The following is a 13,730-nucleotide window of genomic DNA, read 5'->3' as shown; positions in this document are numbered from 1 at the left end:
CCGTCATGCCGTTGCTGTTGCATATGCAACAGCGCCTTGACCCTCACTGCTGCAAAAGCAGCATTTTGCCTCTTTAGGGCTCTCGCCCTTTACCGGCGACTCGGATAGGATTTTCACACCGCCGTAACCACGGAGCTACTTATGCATAACCGACGCCCCTTCTCTTCGGACAAACCAGTGCTGATCGATCCCGCTTCCATCGCGTTTCAGAACGTACTGGATCAACTGGCGCCCACCGATGCCACCGTGCTGATCATTGGTGAAACCGGCACCGGGAAAGAGGTGGTCGCCCGCTATTTGCACCATAACAGTCCGCGCCGCCAGCAGCCTTTTCTGGCCGTCAACTGCGGCGCGCTGAATGAAAGCCTGGCCGAAGCGGAACTGTTCGGCCATCAGAAAGGCGCGTTCACCGGCGCGACCGAAACCCATCAGGGATGGTTCGAAGCCGCCGAGGGCGGCACCTTACTGCTGGATGAAATCGGCGAACTTAGCCTGTCGCTTCAGGTGAAATTGCTGCGGGTGTTGCAGGAGAGGGAGATCACCCGCGTCGGTTCGCGTCGGCCCATCAAGGTCAACGTGCGGGTGATTGCCGCCACCCATGTGGATTTGGCGCACGCCATCCGCGAAAAACGCTTCCGCGAAGATCTCTACTATCGGCTTAACGTCGCGGCCGTCACCCTGCCGCCGCTGCGCCAGCGCCGGGAGGACATTCCGCTGCTGGCGGAACATTTCCTCACGCTGTACGCTCATCGGCTGGGGCGGCCGCTGCTTCAGCTCTCCGCGGAGGCGCATCAACTGCTGATGGATTACCCGTGGCCGGGAAATATCCGCGAGTTGGAAAATACCCTGCACAATGCGGTGCTGCTGAGCAAAGAATCGGTGATCACGCCCCGGCAACTGCGCCTGACCAGCACCACGGAAATCCCCGCCGCGACGGAGACGGAAGAACTGGACCGCTTTATCCGCCAGCACCTACAGAGCGACGCCGGACAGATTTTTCAGCGGGTGACCCAATCGCTGGTGCGCAATGCTTTCGACATCTGCAACGGCAACCAGATACAGACCGCGGCCATGCTGGGGATCAGCCGCAATACCCTGCGTACCCATTTGGCGCATCAGGGGCTGGTCAAGCCGCGGCGGCGTTCGGCGTCGAGCCTGAACTGGCCGCGGCGCTGCGCCGCCGGGCCATCGCTCGATCGGGAGCTGCGCATCGGCTATCAGAAATTCGGCAATCTGGGGGTGCTTAAGGCGCGGCAAAGTCTGGAGTCGCTGTTCGCCGGTCAGGGCATCAATGTGTCGTGGAGCGAATTCCCGGCGGGGCCGCAGTTGCTGCATGCCTTGCACAGCGACGAGATCGATTTCGGCACCACCGGCGAAGTACCGCCGATTTTCGCCCAGTCCCAGGGTTGCCCGCTGGTGTATGTCGCCTACGAGCCGCCGGCGCCGCAGAGCGTGGCCTTGCTGGTGGCCCGGGACAGCCCCATCGCCAGCGTCGCCGAACTGCGCGGCAAGCGCATCGCCGTCAACAAAGGCTCCAATGTGCATTACCTGTTGCTGCAACTGCTCGATGAACACGCGCTGACCTTGCAGGACGTGCGTATTATCTACGCCCCGCCGAAATATCCGTTGGCGCCCAGCGACTATCAGGCGGTGGACGCCTGGCTGTTATGGGATCCGCTGCTGAGCGACGCCGAGCGCAACGGCGATCTGCGGGTGCTGGCGGACGGCCGCCAGCGGGTGCAGAACCAGCAGTTCTATCTGGCCCAGCGCCAGTTTTCCGAACGATCCGAGGATATCCTGCAACAATTGTTCGCGGCATTGCAGAAAACCGGCAATTACATCGACAACCAGCGAGCGGAAGCCACCGCCCTGCTTGCGGCCGAGCTGGGCCTGCCGCGCGCCACGCTGGAACTGGCCCTGTCGCGCCGCAGCAATAAGCCGCGCTTTATGAATACCCACGTTATTCGCGAGCAGCAAATCATCGCCGATCGTTTTTTCGCCCTGGGATTGCTGCCGCGCGCCATCAATATTCGCGACGCCATTTGGCGCACCGGTTCGCCGTCGCCGCCGGCGCCGCTATATGCGGAACATAGCGCCGGGCGATATTAAGCGCCGCCGGGCTGAGAGATCCCCATAAATTGGAATATGCCACATCGGAGAATATTTCGTGCGCGATAAAGCCGCCGTTTCTCTGCTATGTCGTAGCACGCGCCCGACGCAGGGTGGTTCAAACGCCACCACCCTACGGACCCGGGCTTGTGGCTGAAATCACGCCGCTGGCGCGGTCCCTTCGGCGGTCGCCCCCTTTTCCGAACCGCCAGTGACGGAATACTCGTCTCATCCCTGAGACTCGCCCTACCGGGCCAGCGCAAGCGCTGTTCAAAAACGCTCCCGGCGTTTTTGTCCGACGCGGCACTGGCTTGAGCAGCATCCATGCTGCTCATTCGCGGGGTCGTCCACCTCAGCGTAATTTCTTACGCCATGGGGTGAATGGCTTAAACACTGAATTTGTATTTAATATGAAAACGTTAAATACAAAGATACAAACAAGGTATTTTTGTGGGGATCCCTCAGCGCCGTCGGGGGGATTATCCGCTATTTGCGGATTACGAATATCAACAGCCGGAAATCATATTTCTCCTGTTATCACGCGGGTATAGATTAGTTAACCATCTGTAAACCACGTTAATGAGTAGAGAGCGGCTTACGGCCGTTCTTCGACATGATGTCATCTTTAGGAGATAGAATGAACGTTATCACCCTGGCCGGCAGTCCGCGTATTCCTTCCCGCTCAAGCGCGCTGCTGACGTTTTCCCAACGCTGGCTTGAAGAAAAGGGTATTAACGTGATTCCCTGGAACCTATTTAATTTTAATCCGGAAGATCTGCTGTACGCCAAATTCGACAGCCCCGGACTAAAGGTTTTTATCGACCAGTTGGCCGCCGCCGACGGGGTGATTATCAGCACGCCGGTATACAAAGCCTCTTTCACCGGGGCGCTGAAAACCCTGCTTGATCTGCTGCCGGAGCGGGCGTTTGAAAATAAAGTGATTTTGCCGCTGGCCAGCGGCGGATCGTCCAACCATATGCTGGCGCTGGATTACGCTCTGAAGCCGGTGCTGAATGCGCTGAAAGCGCAGGAAATATTGCACGGCGTCTTCGCCGAGGACAGTCAGATTACCCACTACGACCACACGCCGCTGTTAAGCGCGTCGCTGGAAGCCCGCCTGACCGCCTCGCTCAGCGACTTTGCCCGCGCGCTGGATCGGCAAGCCCACTATCGCGCGCCGGCGTTTTCATAAACGATCCGCCGGGCGGCATGGTAAATCCATCCCCCCGGCGGATTGGCGGAACTCAGCTACGCAAGCCGCGGCCGTTCTCAATCAGCCACCATGCCAGCAGGTAAAACGCCGCGATAAAGGCGATCAATACCGACATGGTGAACGCCAGCGGCACATCCTGAATGCCGAGGAAACCATAGCGAAAGCCGCTGATCATATACACAATGGGATTCAGCTTCGATACCGACTGCCAGAACGGCGGCAACAGCGCCAGCGAATAAAATACGCCGCCCAGATAGGTTAGCGGCGTCAGCACAAAGGTGGGGATTAAGCTGATGTCATCAAAGCTTTTGGCAAACACCGCGTTCAACAACCCCGCCAGCGAGAACAACACCGCCGTCAGCAACAGCGTCACTACGATAATCCACCAGGCATGAACATGCAGGGGGACGAAAAACAGCGATACCGCCGTGACCAGCACCCCGACGCAAATCCCGCGCGCGACGCCGCCCCCGACATAACCGGCGATCACCACGTGCGTCGGCACCGGCGCCACCAGCAGTTCTTCAATATTGCGCTGAAATTTCGCGCTAAAAAAGGACGACGCCACGTTGGCATACGCATTGGTGATCACCGACATCATAATCAGTCCGGGGACGATAAACTGCATATAATCAAAACCGTGCATATCGCCAATGCGTGAACCGATTAGATTGCCGAAGATGATGAAATACAACGTCATGGTGATAACCGGCGGGACCAGCGTCTGTATCCAGATACGGCCGAAACGATGCACCTCTTTAATCCACAGGCTCTGCAACGCCACCCAATACAAACGCATCATGCTTTTTCTCCATTACCATTAACCAGAGCGACGAACAGCTCTTCCAACCGGTTGGCCTTGTTGCGCATACTCAACACCTGAATGCCCTGCGCGCTGAGCTGGCTGAATACGCCGTTCAACCCCTGTTCGCGCATCACTTCGACCTCCAGCGTGGAGGTATCCAGCAAACGATGCTTATACCCGTCAAGTTTCGGCAGCGGGCTCTTGAGCGCCAGATCGAAAATAAAGGTTTCTGATTTAAGTTTGGAAAGCAGGTGCTTCATGGAGGTATTTTCCACCAGTTCGCCATTCTGGATAATGCCGATGTTGCGGCATAGCATCTCTGCTTCTTCCAGATAGTGGGTGGTCAGAATAATCGTGGTTCCCTGCGCGTTGAGCTCTTTCAGAAATCCCCACATGGAGCGGCGCAGTTCGATATCCACCCCGGCGGTGGGTTCATCGAGAATCAGTAATTTCGGCTCATGCATCAGCGCGCGCGCAATCATCAGACGCCGCTTCATGCCGCCGGACAACATACGCGCGCGTTCGTCGCGTTTTCCCCATAAATCCAGCTGTTTCAGGTATTTTTCCGCCCGTTGCTGCGCGTCCTGACGCTTGACGCCGTAATATCCCGCCTGATTGACCACGATCTGCAAGACGGTTTCAAACGGATTAAAGTTAAATTCTTGCGGCACCAGCCCCAATTGACGCTTCGCGTTAACCACATCCTGCTCAAGATCGTAACCAAACACCCTGACCTTGCCGGCGGTTTTATTGACGAGGGAGCTGATAATGCCGATGGTGGTGGACTTCCCTGCGCCGTTCGGTCCCAACAGCGCGTAGAAATCGCCCGCCTCGACGCGAAGATCGATGCCGCGCAGCGCCCTGACGCCTCCTGAATAGGTTTTGGTTAACTGCGACAGTTCCAATGCATATGTCATAAAAAATGCGTTGCCTTATTATCAGTAAGTTCTACAGTTTCAATTCTTCAACTATCGTTTTTCAAACGGCGATTGTTGTCCTATATTACCTCTCTGCTATTTGTTTGTTACAGGTCATTTACTTTCATGAAAGAAATCGAAACGCTCATCGCCAATAACCAACGCTGGTCGACAACGATGGTGGAAGAAGACCCCGGTTATTTTGAACGACTGTCGCTGGCGCAACGCCCCCGTTTTTTGTGGATCGGCTGTTCGGACAGCCGGGTGCCGGCAGAAAGTCTGACCAGCCTGGAGCCGGGCGAATTATTTGTGCATCGCAACGTCGCCAATCTGGTGATCCATACCGATCTGAACTGTCTTTCCGTGGTGCAGTACGCCGTTGAAGTTCTGGAAGTCGAACATATCATCATCTGCGGCCACTACGGCTGCGGCGGCGTACAGGCTGCGGTGGAAAACCCGGAATTGGGCTTAATCAATAACTGGCTGCTGCACATCCGTGATTTGTGGTACAAGCATAGCTCGCTGCTGGGAGAATTACCCCCGGAACAGCGGTTGAATACGCTGTGTGAAATCAACGTGATCGAGCAGGTTTACAACCTCGGTCATTCTACCGTGATGCAGTCGGCCTGGAAACGCGGCCAGAAGGTGACAATCCATGGATGGGTTTATGGTATTCAGGACGGACGACTGCGCGATCTGGAAATCAGCGCCACCAGTCGGGAAACGCTGGAACAACGCTATCGTCGCGCGATGTCCTCTCTCTCCTGAGCGCTAATGACGCCCGGCGCCGGGCGTCATTAAGTCCATTTATTCCTGCGGAATAACCTTGCCGACATAAGGCAAGTGACGGTAGTGCTGCGCGTAGTCAATTCCATAGCCGACGACGAACTCATCCGGGATCGCAAATCCGACCCATTCGACCTGCACATCCACTTCCCGACGTTGCGGCTTGTCCAGCAGGGTGCAGATGGCCAGCGATTTCGGTGAACGCAGTTGCAGGATTTCCCGCACTTTGCTCAGCGTATTACCGGAATCGATAATATCTTCGACGATCAGAACATCCTTACCGCGGATATCCTCATCCAGATCTTTCAGGATCTTCACGTCGCGGGTGGTGCTCATACCGCTGCCGTAGCTGGAGGCCGTCATGAAATCGACTTCGTGTGAAACATCGATCGCCCGGCACAAATCGGCCATAAAAATGAATGAACCTCGCAATAAACCGACCAACACCATATCGCTGCCGCTGTCACGATAGTGTTCGCTGATTTCCCGGCCCAATTCGGTAACGCGCGTCCTGACTTCCTGTTCGGAAATCATGACTTCTACGGTATGTTTCATCATACTCATAACTCTTTGAATAAAGGTATTCAGCACCATCAATAGGGTTCAGGATTTGATTATTGACGATGCGCCAGTGCAGACGGATAGCGCCTAAGGGCGCGAAGTATACCAGAAAGCAGGGGCCAGCCCCATCCCCCATCTTTACCGACAGGAATTATCATGAGCCAACAAGAAACAGAGATTGATTACAAAGTAAACGTTCCGGTTTCCAGCCGGCAATTTATCGAACTGCTGACCAAAACCTCTTTGGGCGCGCGTCGTCCGCTGTCCGATAGCGAGACCATCGAAGGCATGCTGGAGAACGCCAGTCTGCTGGTTTCCGCCTGGCAGGGCGAGACGCTGGTCGCCGTTGCCCGTAGCGTTACCGATTTCCATTTCTGCTGTTATTTGTCCGATCTGGCGGTATCGGAAGCGCTGCAACATCGGGGAATAGGGAAAAAACTGATTCAGGTCACGGCGCAGCAACTGTCTCCGAAGTGCAAAATCATTCTGCTCGCCGCGCCGCAAGCGGTGGATTACTACCCCAGGCTGGGCTTTACCCGACACGATAGCGCCTGGGTCATTCCGGTGAAGGCGCTGTGATGCGCCCTGTCGGCATATCGATTATGCGACCGCCGGCCCAGTGGTTTTTCCGCTACTGAAGCCGGTAATGCTCATAATTGTTAACGAATATACAAGATTGCGTTATCGCAGAATAAATCTGCGTAAAGCGCATTGCAGCGTCGCCTGATTGCGTTTCTTATAGCTGACGAAAGACCCAATTATCGGAGGTTGTATGAAAAAACTGACCACGTTATCCGGCGTCGCCGCGCTGATGCTGGCGCTGTCCGGAGCCTCGGCCTGGGCCGCGCCTGACGCGGGCAAACCTGACGGCGCGAATCCGCAGAGCGTAATCCCCCGGCAACCGGCGCCGCTGGCGCAGTTTCCCCATGCCGGGCCGGGCTTACCGCCGCCGCCGGCGCCGCTGTATGAGGCGTCTCTTCAGACGCGTCATCCCGACGAAGCGTTGAATAAGCTGGTCGCCAATGCGCCGAAGGGGGCGGATAAAAACTACGAAGTCAGAGTCATGGTAAGAGAGCTGCCGCCCGAGCCCCCTATCGCGCCGGAGCAGGCTGCCAATAAATAATTTTCACCCGTTTGCGGAACAGACAAGATTGAAATCTGTTGAAACAAGAGCGATACGGAGTACGGTATGAAAAAATCACTGACGATGCTTGTGGCATTAAGTCTGCTACTGCCGGTGAGTACGATGGCGCACCCCGGCCCCGGCGGCCCCGGTGGTCCTGGCGGCGGATTCGGCGGGCCGGGGCCAGGCGGTTGGGGGCCGGCTCCCGGCGCGGCCTTCGACAGATTGCCTTCCGGCGTGGAAACCGTGCTTATCGCCGGACTAACCTATTATGTGCTGAACGGCATTTTCTACCAGCGCCAGCACGACCAGTACGTGGTTGTTGAAGCGCCTCCCGGCGACGCCGTCGCGACGACCCGCAACGGCATCACCGTGCTGGACATAAACGGCGAACGTTTCTATGTCAAAGACGGGAGCTACTACAAACGGAATATCAACGGCGAATATATTGAGGTTCCCAAACCCGCCGGATTATAAAGACAAGCATGTGGCTATGAGCCGGGAAACAGAATAGGTTGTTCGCTCTTTATGCTCAGCCTGACCCGTTGCCCCGGCTCGAACCCGATGCGGCTTTGCACCTGTATAACCTGTTCATCCAGCCTGATGCGATAGTGGTTGGACGACCCCATGAAGATGCGATCTTCAATCTCCGCCGCGCCGTCGGGATCCAGCGCCAAGGCGATATCATGCGGCCGAATCAGCCAATCACAGCGAGAATCGATGGCTTGCCCATGCGCATGCGGGGCGGTGTGATCGCCAAAAAGACTGTGCCACTGATGATCGCTCAGAATCGTGACCGGCAGGTAGTTGCTGCTGCCCAGGTAATCCGCCACAAAACGGCTGTTCGGCCGCTGATATAAGGTTGCCGGATAGCCTTCCTGCACAATGCCGCCGTTATCCATCACCGCCAGCCTATCGGCAAACGCGAACGCCTCATCCTTATCGTGGGTCGCCAATATCGTCATGACCGGCAGTTGTTTGAGTATCAGGCGCAGTTCAGCAATCAGATAATAACGGGCCGGGCTATCAATATGGGAAAACGGTTCGTCCAACAACAGGATCTTCGGCTTACAGGCTAATGCCCTGGCAATCGCCGTCCGTTGTTGCTGTTCGCCGGTCAGTTCATGCGGATAACGCGCTTCCAATCCTGCCAGCTTGAGCAACGCGATCATCTCGGCAACCGCCGTTGCGATAACCTCCTGCGGCTGGCCGTACAAGCCAAAAGCGATATTTTCCGCCGCCGTCAAATGAGGGAACAAAGCCGCGTCCTGAAAGATCATCCCCGCCTGACGCCGCTCAGGCGGCGCCAGCGTCTGCCCGTCGCTGATGATCTGTTCCGACAGCGCTATCCTTCCTTCGGCGAGGGGAATCAATCCGGCCACGGCTTTTAACAACGTGGTTTTGCCGCTGCCGCCGGCGCCCAGGAGACAGACAATCTCCTGTTCGCGCAGCGACAGGGAAACCGTGTTCAGCCCCTCATGTTGCGGGTCGCGACAGGTCACATGCTCAATGGTCAATATAGCGGGCGAGTCGATCATCTTTTATTTTCCAATACGGCATTCAGCCAAATCACAGGAACCAGCCCGACCAGCACCAGCATCAATGCGGGCAACGCCGCCTGCTCCAACTGCTCGTCAGCGACGAAGGTAAACACATAGGTCGCCAGCGTGTCGAAATGCAACGGGCGCAGCAGCAAGGAGGCGTTCAGCTCTTGCATACTTTCAATAAACACCAGCAACGTACCCGTCAGTACGCTCCGCCGCAGCAAAGGCCAGTGTACGCGCTTAAACATCCGTCCCGGCGTACCTTGCAGCATCCGACTCGCCATATCCAGCGAGCCGGGAATTTTCGCCATGCCGCCATCAATACTGACGATCATCATGGCGCAGAAACGGACGCTGTAGGCGAAGACCAACGCCACGATCGAGCCGGACAACAACAGACCGGGCAACGGCAGCGATAGCATGCCGGCCAGCGCATTCACGCCGCGATCGAACGCGGCAAGCGGAATCAATAACCCGATCGCCAACGCCGTGCCGGGTACCGCATACCCGAGACCGGCAAGACCCAGCATCGTCTCCGTTGAAGGCCGACCGCCGAGACGCGAATAAAACACCAGCAGCAGCGAGACCAGCAGCGTTATGCCGGCGGCCAGCGCGGAGAGCAGCACGCTATTCAACGCATAATGAAAAAAAACCGCGCTCCAGGCGTGCGTAAAATAGCGAAAGCTCCAATTGATCAACATCATATAAGGGATACCGGCCGCCAACAGAATAAGTCCCCAGCAGTATCCCTGCGCCAGTATATTCTTTATGCCGGACAAGGCCGGGACGTTGTCCCGCGCCTGCTCCGGATTTTTTTGATAAAGCATCTGGCGGCGTCGACTGTAAAACGCGGCCGTCACGATCAAAAAGACCAACGGCAACATGATGGCGGAAATCCGCATGGCCGTCCCCCGATCGCCATTCCCCAACCAGGCGTCGTAGACCGCAGTGGTCAACGTGGCCGGCGCCAGGTAAGAAACGGCGCCGAAATCCCCCAGCGCTTCCGCCGCCGCCAGCAATGCGCCGACGGCGACCGCCGGCCAGATGAGCGGCAAGGTGACGCGCCGCAAGATGCCGTCGGGTGAGTGATTCAGCAGGCGGGCAGAGTGCGTCAATGCGGCCGGCAGTTCCAGCAGCGCTTTACGCGCCAGCAGATACACGTACGGATAGAGCGTCAGCGCCAGAATCATGCAGGCGCCGCCGGACGAACGAATGGGCGGAAACCAGTCATCGACGGCGCTATGCGGGGAAAACGCCTGGCGCAGCCATCTCCGCACCGGCCCGGCATCGTCCAACAGGTCGGCATAGATATAGGCCGCCAAATACGGCGGCACCGCCAGCGGCAGGCACAACATCCACCGCAGCAGCCGCTGGCCGGGGAAACGATAGCTCGTCATCAGCCAGGCGGCGGGCAAGCCGAACGCCAGACTCAGCGATACCGTCCCGACCACCACCCCCAGCGAGTTAAGAAGGTAGGTCGGCAAGACACTCCGCCAGAGAGGGATAAAACCCGCGCCGCCGGCGAAAAAAGCCTGAAAAAAGATGACGGCTATCGGCAACAGTAACAATCCTGCGCATAGCCAACTCCCCGCGCGCCAGCGCCGGATACCCAAACCACGATAACTCGCCACGTTTATGCCGTACCACCTGTAAAAATGCCCGGAATAATAAACAATGCGATGTCTGCCGGACATCAATTTATTCTATTACCTGAATATCAGAGGATTATTTACAGATCAAACTTAACCTCATCAACCCGTTTCAATGCCTGCCGACACGTCGCGCCAATCGTGCGCGACGATCGATACTGTCCGCTTCAAGTTTCCACGGAGGTAAAGACTTCAACCGCCAACATACGCGTACCGGTGCGATGTCAGGTGGAAAACAAGAAAATTTAGTCAGGTGATCTACAATTGTGATAACGTCTTCTGACAATAATCGAAATGAGTTTAACCATGAAAAACCCCGCGCTGGTGCTGCTCCTGCTGAGTCTGATGAGCTTCTCCTCCGCCAGTAAGGCACTCAATGAATTTGAAGCGGAAGACCTCGCCGATTTAACGGCTGTTTTCGTTTATCTGAAAAACAACTGCGGCTATCAGGACCTGCCCAACGAGCAGATTCGTCAGGCGCTGTTGACGTTCGCCCAGCAAAATCGCTGGGATCTCAGCAATTACGGCGCGTATAACATGACCGAACTCGGCGAGGACAGCTATCGCGATCTGAGTAAAATCGCCATCCCGACGCCTAAAAAATGTCAGTCTCTGGCCCGTAACTCACTCGGTTTGCTCGCCTACACGAAATAATCGCTTCCTTCCTCCACGCTGACTGAAATTTGACCGTGCAAGCACGGCAAGAGTTAGCTATCATGGCGCGCCAATTTTCATGGCAGCTATCGCGGAGGAAGCCCGAACATGGCCCAGAAAGAAATTTGGTATGAAACCCTGCATGCCGACTTCGGTCAGTATTTTTCCATTGACCGGGTGCTATACCAGGAAAAGACGGATCATCAGGATCTGATCATTTTTGAAAATGCCGCGCTCGGCCGCGTCATGGCGCTGGATGGCGTGGTGCAAACCACCGAACGTGATGAATTCATCTATCACGAAATGCTGACCCATATTCCCCTGTTGTCTCACGGCCAGGCCAAGCGCGTGCTGATTATCGGCGGCGGCGACGGCGGCATACTCCGGGAAGTCAGCCGTCACCGCGATATTGAACAAATCACCATGGTGGAAATCGACGCCGGCGTGGTGGCGTTCTGCCGCCAATATCTCCCCAATCATAATGCCGGCGCTTACGACGATCCGCGCTTTCGTCTGGTGATCGACGACGGAGTCAACTTCGTTAACCAATGTAGCGAGAAATTCGACGTCATCATTTCCGACTGCACCGACCCCATCGGTCCGGGAGAGAGCCTGTTCACCTCCGATTTCTATCAGGGCTGCGCCCGCTGCCTGAATGAAGGCGGCATTTTCGTCGCCCAGAACGGCGTCTGCTTTCTGCAACAAGACGAGGCCGTCAACAGCCATAACAAACTGAGCCGCTATTTCAGCGACGTCACGTTTTATCAGGCGGCGATCCCGACCTATTACGGCGGCATCATGACGTTTGCCTGGGCCAGCAACGATCCGGCGCTGCGCCAGACCCGTTTAGAGACGCTACAACGGCGCGTTAACGCGTCCGGTCTCGAGTGCCGTTACTATAATCCGGCCGTTCATATCGGCAGCTTCGCACTGCCGCAATATTTACTGAATGCCCTATCCGCATCACGCTGATTACCGCATCCATAAGGGGGTGACTTAAATTGCACAAGCTGAAACTGCACGGCTTTAATAATCTGACCAAAAGCCTGAGTTTTTGTATCTACGATATCTGTTACACCAGAACGGCCGATGAGCGTGACGGTTACATCGCCTATATTGATGAACAGTATAACGCTAACCGGCTGACCGAGATCCTGAGTGAAACCTGCTCGATCATCGGCGCCAACATTCTCAATATCGCCCGTCAGGACTATGAGCCGCAGGGCGCCAGCGTGACCATTCTGGTCAGTGAAGAGCCGATAGATCCTCGTGACGTCGACAACTCCGAACATCCGGGGCCGTTGCCCAACTCGGTGGTCGCCCATCTGGATAAAAGTCATATTTGCGTACACACCTATCCGGAAAGTCATCCCGAGAGCGGACTCTGTACCTTCCGCGCCGATATTGAAGTGTCGACCTGCGGCGTTATCTCCCCGCTGAAAGCGCTGAACTATCTTATCCACCAGTTGGAATCGGATATCGTCACCATTGACTACCGCGTGCGCGGATTTACCCGCGATATCAATGGCGTAAAGCACTTTATCGACCATCAGATCAACTCGATCCAGAACTTTATGTCGGCGGACATGAAATCGCTCTATCATCTGATGGATGTGAACGTTTATCAGGAAAATATGTTTCACACCAAGATGTTGCTGAAAGATTTCGACCTGAAGCATTACCTGTTCAACGTCGATCCCAACGCCTTGAGCGCTGAAGAACGTAAACGCATCACCGATTTACTGTATCACGAGATGCAGGAAATTTATTACGGCAGAAACCTGCCGGTCTTGTGATCATAATAGGTAAAGGGAGCGCGGCTCCCTTTTTCCTCATCCGCGCCTGAATTGCACAAAATCACGCCGAAAAACACGCGCATTTTCCCATCGGAGAAAGAAAATTTTTTTCTTGATTTCTCTTTTTCCCTTGCGGCGTCTGGGCTGAACCCCGCTGCGAAAAAATTCAGCCTATTTCCTATATATTGTATGGTTGAAATTTAAAATACCTACATCTAGTATTTAAACCGTAGCCGCCACCACGTAATGGCTGCGCCGAGGATCGGTTGGAAGCAGAAGCCCGGCAACATAACCGTTTCGATAAACTTCTTTCAAACCAAAGGGTAAATACGAATCATGCGTATTACTATTTTCACAAAACCAGATTGTGTTCAATGCAACGCCACATGCCGCGCACTGGATAAACAGGGAATTGACTATCAGCTGGTGGACCTGACGGAAGATGAGCAGGCACTGCGCCAGGTAAGAGCGCTGGGCTATCAGCAGGTGCCGGTGGTGATGACCGCGAACGATCACTGGAGCGGCTTCCGTCCGGACAAAATCAGCACCCTAGCCCAATTACAAGCATCCTAG

At 55.7% G+C, this 13,730-nt stretch carries 15 protein-coding genes; 10 read left to right on the top strand and 5 right to left on the bottom strand.

The genetic code is table 11. The annotated features are described in order from the left end of the window. Positions 1-141: 141 nt before the first annotated feature. On the top strand, positions 142-2,109 hold the full coding sequence (locus ABRZ28_RS17985) for an aliphatic sulfonate ABC transporter substrate-binding protein (protein ID WP_330521043.1): 1,968 nt from the start codon (positions 142-144) through the stop codon (positions 2,107-2,109). 637 nt (positions 2,110-2,746) lie between these two features. Then, positions 2,747-3,301, top strand: a complete 555-nt coding sequence (gene ssuE / locus ABRZ28_RS17980; protein ID WP_330521042.1) for an NADPH-dependent FMN reductase — start codon at positions 2,747-2,749, stop codon at positions 3,299-3,301. Between the two features lie 52 nt (positions 3,302-3,353). Here the strand turns inward: ssuE and ABRZ28_RS17975 are convergent, their stop codons facing one another. Together ABRZ28_RS17975 and ABRZ28_RS17970 are read right to left on the bottom strand one after the other, a co-directional pair. Beyond that, a complete protein-coding gene (locus tag ABRZ28_RS17975; protein WP_319604357.1) occupies positions 3,354-4,124 on the bottom strand; it encodes an ABC transporter permease in 771 nt (256 codons plus the stop codon). After that, entirely contained in the window at positions 4,121-5,044 is a 924-nt protein-coding gene (locus ABRZ28_RS17970) for an ABC transporter ATP-binding protein (protein WP_330521041.1), read from the bottom strand. The genes ABRZ28_RS17975 and ABRZ28_RS17970 overlap by 4 nt, the downstream gene beginning before the upstream one ends. Positions 5,045-5,170: 126 nt before the next feature. On the opposite strand from ABRZ28_RS17970, the gene can reads away from it, so the two are divergent. Next, on the top strand, positions 5,171-5,812 hold the full coding sequence (gene can / locus ABRZ28_RS17965) for a carbonate dehydratase (RefSeq protein ID WP_319604359.1): 642 nt from the start codon (positions 5,171-5,173) through the stop codon (positions 5,810-5,812). Positions 5,813-5,851: 39 nt separating this feature from the next. On the opposite strand, the gene hpt is transcribed toward can, so the two are convergent. Next, positions 5,852-6,394 carry a hypoxanthine phosphoribosyltransferase gene (gene hpt, locus ABRZ28_RS17960; protein ID WP_319604360.1) on the bottom strand — a complete coding sequence of 181 codons (543 nt, stop codon included), beginning with the start codon at positions 6,392-6,394 and terminating at the stop codon, positions 5,852-5,854. A 153-nt stretch (positions 6,395-6,547) separates the two neighbouring features. On the opposite strand from hpt, the gene ABRZ28_RS17955 reads away from it, so the two are divergent. From ABRZ28_RS17955 to ABRZ28_RS17945, 3 genes are all read left to right on the top strand, one after another. Beyond that, positions 6,548-6,970 carry a GNAT family N-acetyltransferase gene (locus tag ABRZ28_RS17955; RefSeq protein WP_319604361.1) on the top strand — a complete coding sequence of 141 codons (423 nt, stop codon included), beginning with the start codon at positions 6,548-6,550 and terminating at the stop codon, positions 6,968-6,970. Positions 6,971-7,163: 193 nt separating this feature from the next. Further along, positions 7,164-7,514 carry a hypothetical protein gene (locus ABRZ28_RS17950; protein ID WP_330521040.1) on the top strand — a complete coding sequence of 117 codons (351 nt, stop codon included), beginning with the start codon at positions 7,164-7,166 and terminating at the stop codon, positions 7,512-7,514. A gap of 66 nt (positions 7,515-7,580) precedes the next feature. Continuing rightward, the gene (locus ABRZ28_RS17945) at positions 7,581-7,991 is read left to right on the top strand and encodes a DUF6515 family protein (RefSeq protein WP_319604363.1); all 411 of its coding nucleotides are present in this window, start codon (positions 7,581-7,583) and stop codon (positions 7,989-7,991) included. A 14-nt stretch (positions 7,992-8,005) separates the two neighbouring features. On the opposite strand, the gene ABRZ28_RS17940 is transcribed toward ABRZ28_RS17945, so the two are convergent. Both ABRZ28_RS17940 and ABRZ28_RS17935 read right to left on the bottom strand, forming a co-directional pair. Then, the gene (locus ABRZ28_RS17940) at positions 8,006-9,052 is read right to left on the bottom strand and encodes an ABC transporter ATP-binding protein (protein ID WP_330521039.1); all 1,047 of its coding nucleotides are present in this window, start codon (positions 9,050-9,052) and stop codon (positions 8,006-8,008) included. Next, positions 9,049-10,689 (bottom strand): ABC transporter permease, encoded by a 1,641-nt coding sequence (locus ABRZ28_RS17935; protein ID WP_330521038.1) that lies wholly within the window; start codon positions 10,687-10,689, stop codon positions 9,049-9,051. The genes ABRZ28_RS17940 and ABRZ28_RS17935 overlap by 4 nt, the downstream gene beginning before the upstream one ends. A 324-nt stretch (positions 10,690-11,013) precedes the next feature. Here ABRZ28_RS17935 and ABRZ28_RS17930 point away from each other — a divergent pair, with 324 nt between their 5' ends. From ABRZ28_RS17930 to nrdH, 4 genes are all read left to right on the top strand, one after another. Continuing rightward, entirely contained in the window at positions 11,014-11,361 is a 348-nt protein-coding gene (locus ABRZ28_RS17930; RefSeq protein ID WP_319604366.1) for a YacC family pilotin-like protein, read from the top strand. Between the two features lie 108 nt (positions 11,362-11,469). Then, positions 11,470-12,333, top strand: a complete 864-nt coding sequence (gene speE, locus ABRZ28_RS17925) for a polyamine aminopropyltransferase (protein WP_330521037.1) — start codon at positions 11,470-11,472, stop codon at positions 12,331-12,333. A 29-nt stretch (positions 12,334-12,362) separates the two neighbouring features. Further along, entirely contained in the window at positions 12,363-13,157 is a 795-nt protein-coding gene (speD, locus tag ABRZ28_RS17920; RefSeq protein ID WP_330521036.1) for an adenosylmethionine decarboxylase, read from the top strand. 336 nt (positions 13,158-13,493) lie between these two features. Beyond that, positions 13,494-13,730 (top strand): glutaredoxin-like protein NrdH, encoded by a 237-nt coding sequence (gene nrdH / locus ABRZ28_RS17915; RefSeq protein ID WP_319604369.1) that lies wholly within the window; start codon positions 13,494-13,496, stop codon positions 13,728-13,730.

The sequence above is a fragment of the Brenneria sp. g21c3 genome (assembly GCF_040240345.1).
Lineage (GTDB): Bacteria > Pseudomonadota > Gammaproteobacteria > Enterobacterales > Enterobacteriaceae > Brenneria.
Note: the sequence above shows the minus strand (reverse complement) of the source record. Positions and strands in the feature narration are given on the sequence as shown.